The organism is Flavobacterium undicola (genome assembly GCF_009909155.2).
Classification (GTDB): domain Bacteria; phylum Bacteroidota; class Bacteroidia; order Flavobacteriales; family Flavobacteriaceae; genus Flavobacterium; species Flavobacterium undicola.
This window is the reverse complement of sequence record NZ_JAAAPM020000011.1, coordinates 124,374-133,724: the sequence shown is the minus strand read 5'-3', so window position 1 is coordinate 133,724 and position 9,351 is coordinate 124,374. Positions and strand designations below refer to the sequence as shown.

At 32.4% G+C, this 9,351-nt stretch carries 4 protein-coding genes, 2 tRNA genes, 1 rRNA gene and 1 pseudogene; 4 read left to right on the top strand and 4 right to left on the bottom strand.

Annotated elements, in window-relative coordinates:
• Positions 1–14: 14 nt before the first annotated feature.
• The 3 genes from rrf (at position 15) to GTZ96_RS08520 (ending at position 362) form a co-directional block, all read left to right on the top strand.
• Positions 15–124, top strand: a 5S ribosomal RNA gene (gene rrf / locus GTZ96_RS08530).
• A gap of 69 nt (positions 125–193) precedes the next feature.
• Positions 194–266 (top strand) — tRNA-Phe (locus GTZ96_RS08525).
• A 10-nt stretch (positions 267–276) separates the two neighbouring features.
• A tRNA-Leu gene (locus tag GTZ96_RS08520) sits at positions 277–362 on the top strand.
• Positions 363–648: 286 nt separating this feature from the next.
• Here GTZ96_RS08520 and GTZ96_RS08515 read toward each other — a convergent pair.
• The 3 genes and pseudogenes from GTZ96_RS08515 to GTZ96_RS08505 all read right to left on the bottom strand — a co-directional run.
• Positions 649–747: pseudogene (locus GTZ96_RS08515) on the bottom strand (YebC/PmpR family DNA-binding transcriptional regulator); the annotation flags it as partial.
• Between the two features lie 6 nt (positions 748–753).
• The gene (locus tag GTZ96_RS08510) at positions 754–1,152 is read right to left on the bottom strand and encodes a response regulator (protein ID WP_161642898.1); all 399 of its coding nucleotides are present in this window, start codon (positions 1,150–1,152) and stop codon (positions 754–756) included.
• Positions 1,153–1,154: 2 nt separating this feature from the next.
• A complete protein-coding gene (locus tag GTZ96_RS08505; RefSeq protein ID WP_161642896.1) occupies positions 1,155–2,867 on the bottom strand; it encodes a PAS domain-containing sensor histidine kinase in 1,713 nt (570 codons plus the stop codon).
• Between the two features lie 166 nt (positions 2,868–3,033).
• On the opposite strand from GTZ96_RS08505, the gene typA reads away from it, so the two are divergent.
• Positions 3,034–4,830: a translational GTPase TypA gene (gene typA, locus GTZ96_RS08500; RefSeq protein ID WP_161642894.1), complete on the top strand. Its 1,797-nt coding sequence runs from the start codon at positions 3,034–3,036 to the stop codon at positions 4,828–4,830.
• Positions 4,831–4,938: 108 nt separating this feature from the next.
• On the opposite strand, the gene GTZ96_RS08495 is transcribed toward typA, so the two are convergent.
• Complete coding sequence (locus tag GTZ96_RS08495; protein ID WP_161642892.1) at positions 4,939–9,324, bottom strand: T9SS type B sorting domain-containing protein; 4,386 nt, start codon at positions 9,322–9,324, stop codon at positions 4,939–4,941.
• Between the last annotated feature and the right edge of the window lie 27 nt (positions 9,325–9,351).

Genomic DNA, 9,351 nt, shown 5'->3' with positions numbered 1-9,351 from the left:
AGTAACAACGACCTTAAGGTGGTTATTGCGGCGGGGCTCACCTCTTCCCATCCCGAACAGAGTAGTTAAGCCCGCCTGCGCAGATGGTACTGCAGTTTTGTGGGAGAGTATGTCGTCGCCTTTCTTTGAAAAGCCTATCTGAAAAGATAGGCTTTTTTATTCTTATTTATTTGTATAAATAAGTAGAATAAAAGGTACCTTAGCTCAGATGGTAGAGCAATGGACTGAAAATCCATGTGTCCCTGGTTCGATCCCTGGAGGTACCACAATAATAATGCTCGGATGGTGAAATTGGTAGACACGCTGGACTTAAAATCCAGTGAACAGCAATGTTCGTGCGGGTTCAAGTCCCGCTCTGAGTACTAAAAGCTTCAATTGGCTATGCTGATTGAAGCTTTTTTTTTGGAATAATATTTTGGTAATGAAATTTAGTTTTGCGTTAGGGATGGAAGCGGCATCCTTTTGTGAGTGTAAAGACATTCTGGACAAGAATAAACCCACCCGAACAAAAGATACAGCGTACAGCCCGACCTGGTTGCTGAAGAAAATTGAATATCTTACGAAAATGTTCCGCAACGAGGGAACGCCATAAAAAAAGAGCTTAACTTGGCGTTAAACTCTTTCTTTATTTGGATATTTTGTTGAAGATTATGCTTCTTCGTTTTCTTTCATGGTGTGATAAACGTTCATTACGTCATCATCTTCTTCAATTTTTTCGATTAGTTTTTCAACATCGGCTACTTCAGCTGAAATTTAAATTTTAGATTCTAAATACGTTAGCATATTTGTTGTAATAGGTTTTGAAAGGAAGTCTATTACCATTTTGTATTTTTTTGATTTTTCGAAATCTTCTGGATCTATAGTAGAGGATAAAACAACAATTTTAGTTGAATTAACTGATGAATATTTATTGGTACTGAAGTTGTCTAGAAATTCCCATCCATCCATAATAGGCATGTTTAAATCTAAAAAAATTAATTGAGGAAGTTTAGTTTCGTCGTTTTTATCTATAATTGAATTGAAGTATTGTAATGCTTCTTCTCCATTTTTAGCCGTTGCAATAGTATTTGAAAAAGAAGTTTTAGTAATTACTTTTTTACATAACATTAGGGTTATTGGGTCATCATCGACACATAGAATTAAATCTAACATGTTTATTTGTTTTTAAATATTAATGTAAGGGTCGTTCCTTTGTTTACTTGACTTTCGATACTTATAGTTCCTTTCATAGCTTCAACTTGAGATTTTACCAGATATAATCCTAATCCTTTGCTGTCTGGATAGTCATGGAATCTTTGGTATAATCCAAAAATTTTATCTTTATTTTTATTAAGATCAATCCCTATACCATTGTCTTTAAAAATAAGTTTTATGGTATTTCCAATCTGATGCGCGGATATAGTTATTTTTAATATTCTGTCGTCAGATTTATATTTTAATGAATTTGTTAGTAGATTCAATAAGATGCTCTCCAGATAAGCTTTATTGGTATTGATAACACTTACATCTTCAAAATTTAATTTTAGAATAGGTCTGGCTTTTTCTACTTGATTGGTTAATTGACTAAAAACATTTTCAAAAACTTCTTTTATAGAAACATTTTCTTTTTCTATTGATGTATTGTCCTTGATTATCATGATTTTTGTCAAATCTTCGATAGTTTCGTTTAATAAATGTGTTGATTTGTTGAAACCATTTATTATTTCATTTAATTCAAAGTCTTCGATTGTAATGTCTTCGATTAAATTTAATAAGCCTGTCAAGTTAGACATAGGGGCTCTTAAATTATGAGAGGTGATATAAGAGAATTGTTTTAAATCTTTATTGTTTTGGGTTAGTTCTTTTATCAGTTGCTCTTTTTCTTTTTCTTGATTTTTTTCATCCGTTACGTCTCTTTGTATAGAAACCCAATGTGATAATTCGTTTTCGGAATTGTAAATTGGTATCATTGTAAAACGCAACCAAAATTCCGTTTTATCTTTTTTGTAACATTTGATTTCAAGTAAACCTTCTTCTTTATTTTGTATTATTTGTATAATTCTTTTGATAACACTTAATTCAGTGTTTGGTCCTCTTAAGACACCAAGAGATTTATTTATGATTTCTTCTGATTTATATCCCGTTATATTTGTAAATGCAGGATTTATATAAATTATTTTAGGGAATTGTTTTTTGTTGAAAGTCGCTTCTGTAATTACAATTGATTCTTTTGTTTGTAAGATTACAGTTTCTAATAATTTCAATCTGAGTTCTTCTTCTTTTTGTTTCGTGATATCTTGAAGCGCACCTATCATTCGAATGGCTTTTCCGTTTTCATCTTTTAAGAGAAATCCTCTATCTAAAACATATTTATAGGTGTTGTCAGCGCATTTAAAACGATATTCATCTTGCCATTTTTCGGTTTTTTGCTCGATAAATGAATACAGCTTTATTGACATTTTTATACTGTCTTCAGGGTGGATATTTCCAAACCACCAACTAGAACTTTCACCTACCTGGTCATTGTCATATCCAAAAACAGATTTTATTCCTTTGCTCCAAGTAAGTTTGTCTTCTTGGATTTTCCAGTCCCAAATAGTGTCACTTGTAGCTTTGGCAACAATGTCATATTTTTCGTTTGATTCTTTGATTTCATTATTAGTATTTTCTAATTTTTCAAAAATAGTTTTATTTTTAGTTTCGTTTTTAGATAGAACATATTTAAATGCTGCTCCAGTTATAAGAATTAAAAAGAAATCTTTTAGTAAATTGAAAATAAGATAATGTTCTTGTTTTAAATAGAATGAAGTAGTTTTATAAAGAAAAACCGCCAAAATAGAGGCAATAAGAAGATAAATTGTTGTTATTTGATTGGTTTTACTTTTCATTAATCAAATATAATTAATAATTGTTAATAGCAAAATATCTATGAAAACTTATTTTTATTAGAAAATGATTAGGCTTGTGTATTAAACGTTTAATAATTGTAAAGTATTTGAGAAATATTTTTTATATCAAAATAAAGTGTACCTTTGCAGCCATTAAAAATCACAGATGGAATCTATTAGAAACATTGCAATTATTGCCCACGTCGATCACGGTAAAACCACTTTGGTTGATAAAATTATGTATCACTGTCAATTATTTCGTGACAACGAAAACACAGGTGATTTAATTCTTGATAACAACGATTTAGAGCGTGAAAGAGGTATTACTATTACTTCTAAAAACGTATCAGTTCAATATAAAGGAACAAAAATCAATATTATCGATACTCCTGGTCACGCCGATTTTGGAGGTGAAGTAGAACGTGTATTGAACATGGCCGATGGTGTATGTTTGCTAGTGGATGCTTTTGAAGGACCAATGCCACAAACTCGTTTTGTATTACAAAAAGCAATTGACTTAGGTCTTAAGCCTTGTGTAGTTATCAATAAAGTGGATAAAGAAAACTGTACTCCTGAAGAAGTTCATGAAAAAGTTTTTGATTTAATGTTCGAACTTGGAGCTTCTGAAGAGCAATTAGACTTCCCAACTGTTTACGGTTCTGCTAAGAACAACTGGATGTCTGACCATTGGGAAAACGTAACTGATAATGTTGAAGCATTGTTGGATATGGTTATTGCTAATGTTCCTGCTCCGAAAGTTTCTGAAGGAACTCCACAAATGTTGATTACCTCTTTAGATTTCTCTGCCTTTACAGGTCGTATCGCTATTGGTCGTTTGGAAAGAGGAGTTCTTAACGAAGGTATGCCAATCTCATTAGTAAAAAGAGACGGTACAATCTCTAAATCCCGTATCAAGGAATTACACACTTTTGAAGGACTTGGTCGTAAAAAAGTTCAACAAGTTATTGCTGGAGATATTTGTGCAATCATTGGAGTTGAAGGTTTTGAAATTGGAGATACTATCGCTGATTTTGAAAATCCAGAAGGTCTAAAAACGATTGATATCGACGAGCCAACAATGAGTATGTTGTTTACTATTAACGATTCGCCTTTCTTTGGAAAAGAAGGAAAATTTGTTACTTCTCGTCATATTAGAGACCGTTTGACAAAAGAATTAGAGAAAAACTTAGCTATGAAGTTAGGTGAAACTGATTCTGCTGATAAATTCATGGTTTTTGGTCGTGGAGTATTGCACTTGTCAGTTCTTATTGAAACCATGAGAAGAGAAGGTTACGAATTACAAATTGGTCAGCCACAGGTTATCATCAAAGAAATTGATGGTAAAAAATGTGAGCCAATTGAGGAATTAACAATCGATTTACCAGAAACTCTTTCGGGTAGAGCTGTTGAGTTTGTTACTATGCGTAAAGGTGAAATGTTAAGTATGGAAACTAAAGGTGACCGTATGATTGTAAAATTTAATATTCCATCACGTGGAATTATTGGATTGCGTAATCAATTGCTTACTGCTACTGCTGGTGAGGCTATTATGGCACACCGTTTTATAGGATACGAACCTTACAAAGGAGAAATTGCCGGACGTAACAAAGGTTCATTGATTTCTATGGAAAAAGGAAAAGCTATTCCTTATTCTATCGATAAATTACAAGATCGTGGTAAGTTTTTTGTTGAACCAAATGCCGAAATTTACGAAGGTCAGGTAATTGGAGAAAACTCTCGTGGTGATGATATGTGTGTAAATGTAACTAAAGAGAAAAAACAATCTAACGTTCGTTCTTCTGGAAATGATGAAAAAGCAAGAATCATCCCTCCAATTATTTTCTCATTAGAGGAAGCTTTAGAATACATTCAAAAAGATGAATATGTAGAGGTTACACCAAAATCAATTCGTTTGAGAAAAATCTATTTGACAGAAACTGATAGAAAAAGATTTAAATTCTAATTTTTTCTAAAATTCAATATTTAAAATCCCAAATTCCAATTTTCAGGAGTTTGGGATTCTTTTTTATGATCATCAATATTGGAATTTTAAAAATAGAGTTTTTTAGTTTTATCTTTTTAAACTGAAATGACCTTTAATTTCCTTGCCATTTTCGAGTTTGGCAGTGTACCAATAATCATCTGATGGCAACTGATGACCATTAAAAGTTCCATCCCAGCCTTGACTTTGAGGGTTGATATCTTTTATAAGTTTTCCATAACGATCAAAAATATGAATTACTGTTTTTGAATTAAATTCGGAATTGATTCCTTTGATATTCCAATAGTCATTAAAACCATCATTGTTAGGTGTGAAATACTTTGGAACACCTAAAATTGCGATAGTTTCATTGGTAATTCCACAGCCATTTTTGTCTCTAATATAGACTTCATGAATTCCTGCTGGTAAATTCTCAAAAAGATTAGCATCTTGATAAAAACCATTGCTATCGTCTAAGCTGTATTCATAAGTTCCTACGCCCTCTACAAGAATTAAAAGAGAGTTATTATTGCTTAATTCGTTGATTTCGACAGTACTAATATGAGCAATATCCGAAGCGGTTGCTGTAATTGTTCTTGTTCTACTACAACCAGAAAGCGATGATACTTTTACACTGTATACGCCAGCTGTATTAACGTCTAAGGTGGTGTTTGTTTGGCCTATTAATACTTGGTTGTTTTTAGACCAAACATAAGTATAATTGGTTGTTGGACTATCATCTAGTATTCCAGCAGTAAGTGTAACAAAGTAATTAGGCAAATTTTTACAGACATAAACATCCGAAAGATGACTTGTATTGATGTCAATATCCGGTTTTGGGTTTACTTTTAGAGTGATATGAGTGCCAATACCATAACAACTATTATCTAAATTATTATCTACTCTAACCCAAATTTTTTGTTCTTTAGGCAAAAGTGTATTTCGATAAGCAGTAGGATTCGTTATTTCGTTTATTTCGGCTAAAGCATCTGCTTCAGTTTCATAATATTTTATAACATAATTGTTTTTTGGAAATGGAAGTAATGCTAAAATTGCCATTTTGGCACTGCTAAAATCGAATACTGAAATACCATCATAATCATCGTTTGCAGTATCAATATAATCATCGCAAATTTCGAATAAGATATTGAAATTTGCAGGAATTTGTGTTGCCGAAACGATTAAGTTAATTTGCGCTACCGAAAAACAATTATTTGCATTTTCGATTCTAGACCAAATGGTTGTTCCGTTATTGGCAATATAGGCTAATGGATTTGTGATTTTTTTAGTTGTATCATTAGTATTAGCCCCTGCTAAAGTGGTAAAATAGCTAAAAGTTTCGTTTTGATAATTTGTCGAAATTACATCGTTTTTAATTGTTAGATTGAAAGTTGATTTAGCATCTAAATCGTCGTCACATTGTATGATATTTATAGGATTAACAATTGGTAAAGCCAAAATAGTTAAAGTTGTTTCATTAGAAATCAAGCCACAAGTATTTCCTATTTTATTTAATACAACTCGGTATTTGTATCCATTCATTGTTTGACTAACCGTATTAATGTTTAGCTTGTTTGATGTTACACCAGAATAGCTACCATTGTTTGTTAAGTTATTCCAAATAGTTCCATTTACTGAAACTTGCCATTGATAGCTATTGCCTCCGTTGTCGCTAATTGTAATTGAAGTATTTTGATTTAAACAGGTAGGCGGTACATTAGGCTGGTTTGTAATAATTATTAGAGCAGCGGTAATATAATTAGGATTTGGAGTAGTATAACCATTTGTACGGCTTGTTACAACTCCGTTGGTGTTTACTGTGGGTGGAAATAAATTTCCTAATGTATTATTGTTAGTACTTGTAAAACCAGCTTCAATTACATCATAACATAAATCGTTATCGCTGTCAAGGTCTCTGTAATTTTTAATCCCGTCATTATCGGTATCGGTGTTGTTGCTTCCTGTTTCTACAGAATCATAAATTCCATCATTATCACTGTCTAAATCAATATAATCATAAATTCCATCATTGTCAGTATCTATTATAGGTTTGGATTCAAAAACATCATAAAATCCGTTGTTGTTTATATCTGTAGTTGAATTTAAAACGAAAGTATTATTTTGATTTTCAGTTAAATCAGGAATGTTGTCGTTGTCACTATCCAAATCCAATTGGTCTTCAATTCCATCATTGTCAGAATCTTTTGGTACACAAACAGCAAAAAACTTTAGTGTACTTCTATTTGCATCAGTATCTGATATATTCTTGTGGACAAAACTTATGGAGTTGACTAAATGAGTCAAAAATTTAAAAGTAGCTGTTCCCGCTGCCAATGGTGTAACTCCGTTTAATTGAAAGCGAATTTCAAATGAAGAATATTCGGTTACCCCACTTTCATATATTCCATCGTAATTGGTATCGATTAATAATTGATTATCGGGATTTAGAACTGTAATAGTTTTGTTAATATCAGTTGCTACAACATACTCGGCATTAGGATTTAGTAAATCGGTTGAATTTGAAGTGGAAACATATTCTATTCCAGTACTTATTGGTTTAGTGAATGTTATAGTGTATTTAGTGAAATTTCCTTTACCAGCCGGAATTTCGGATATAAAACTGCCGTCTGTATTTCCTGTAAAAGGAATTGGACTAGCAATTGAAGATGTCGTTATAGTTCCAGTAAAAGAATTCGAATAGCTGCCAATAGCAATATTCCCTGAACTTAAATTTGAAATGTTAATGTTTTGATTTCCATAAGATTCAGTGCAATTTGTAATTCCGTCATTGTCATTGTCAAGATCGATGTTATCATTAACCTTATCGTTATCAACATCTGTCGGGCAATTACTAACAGGAATTTCATCAGAAAATAACTCTATACCACAGGAAGATAAGGTTGCTTTTACTTTGTAATATCCAGATTGAATTGGCGAATATGTATTTGAATTAGCTCCGGGAATTTCAGTATTATTAAAATACCACTGAAACACATCAAACCCCGTCAATGAGCTCACATTCAGTTTAACATTAGGAATACAGCCAGATTGAGTTACATTTAATTGTTGGAAATTCACTTCTGGTTTAAAAGTAAAACCTGAATAATACCCTCCAAATGTTGCAGCACCATCACTGCCATAAGCCGCTAAGTACAATTGAGAAGTGGAAAAAACAGAAACATTTCCCCTTAGCCCAGTTAGAACATAACATTCATATTCTGTATTTCCTGTAACAGTAGTTGGCCCCAAAACGTTTACCCCCACAGGTAATGTAGTTAAAGTGTAAGGAACCGTATCAATTATAAAATTTAAACCTGAACCGGTTTTAGTAGTAAGTGTAACTCTGCCTGTGAAAGCACGATTCCCGACTGATTCTATAGAAGGAATATTGTCTATTGATTTTGGAGTCTGACAACTTAAAGGCGGTACAAAAAACATTTCCTGATTGGCTTCATCATTTCTAGCATCATTACCCACACTCTGATATGCAAAGATATTTTTGCTTGAGCGCACATACAAATTCCCCTGAAAATTATAATCAAAACGTAAAAGCGAAACATATTCACCAGCATTAATGATGTGATTTGGGGTTAGAGCACCATTTAAAAATATTTCGGTATTGTCTTCATGGGCGATTAAAATTACTTTTTCCACATCTTGCGAACCGGTACTTTTAATAAAAATATATTCAGTTCCTGTTCTTTCTGCCGAAACAATTTGGTCAAATCCTAAATCTATATTATTTTTTAATTCTCCATTAGATCCTGCAAACGAACCACAATTTACAGCTATGGGTTTATTCGAAGTAATTAATGCCCCAATCAGTGCATCATTATTAGCAGGAGTTGGACCATGTACTGCAATAGTGTAACTCTCACCACTATTTAAGGTAATACTTGGAGCCGAGTTTCCTGTAATAGTATTATTAATCAAAATTGCCCCTGTTTTAATGTCTTTAAAATTTATTATTGTGTTATTTTCAGTTGCTAAAACGGATGCAAATGTCAAATGTCTGTCTGAATAGCCTGTATTTAATTTATTTGTAAGACCGCTAATTCTAAACTGAGTACCTAATGCAGCTAAACCTTTAGAAACTATTTCACTTGATTGGTTACCAGTTTTGTCAATAACTCTAACTGTAGCATAAACAACATCTCCTGCTTCAATAATATAACCTCGATTAGATTTAATGTTGCTTACTTCAGATTCATCAAGAACCAATTGATTAGCATTGTGTGCATTAATGTCAAAAATATAGGGAACATCTCTAGAAACTGTTCCCATAATAATTGTCCCGCCAATTTCGTTTATGCTAAAACTGACCGGAGTTAAGCTTGGAGTAGAAATATAAATATATTGTGGACCTACAGGCACACTACTTGATGCCACAATTGGCGGAATATAATGCGTTTTGCTAAACTGTGCGAAACAGTTTATAGCCATTAAAATGAACCCTATGGAAATTATTTTTCTCATTTGCTAAAAGTATTAATTTTAAATGAT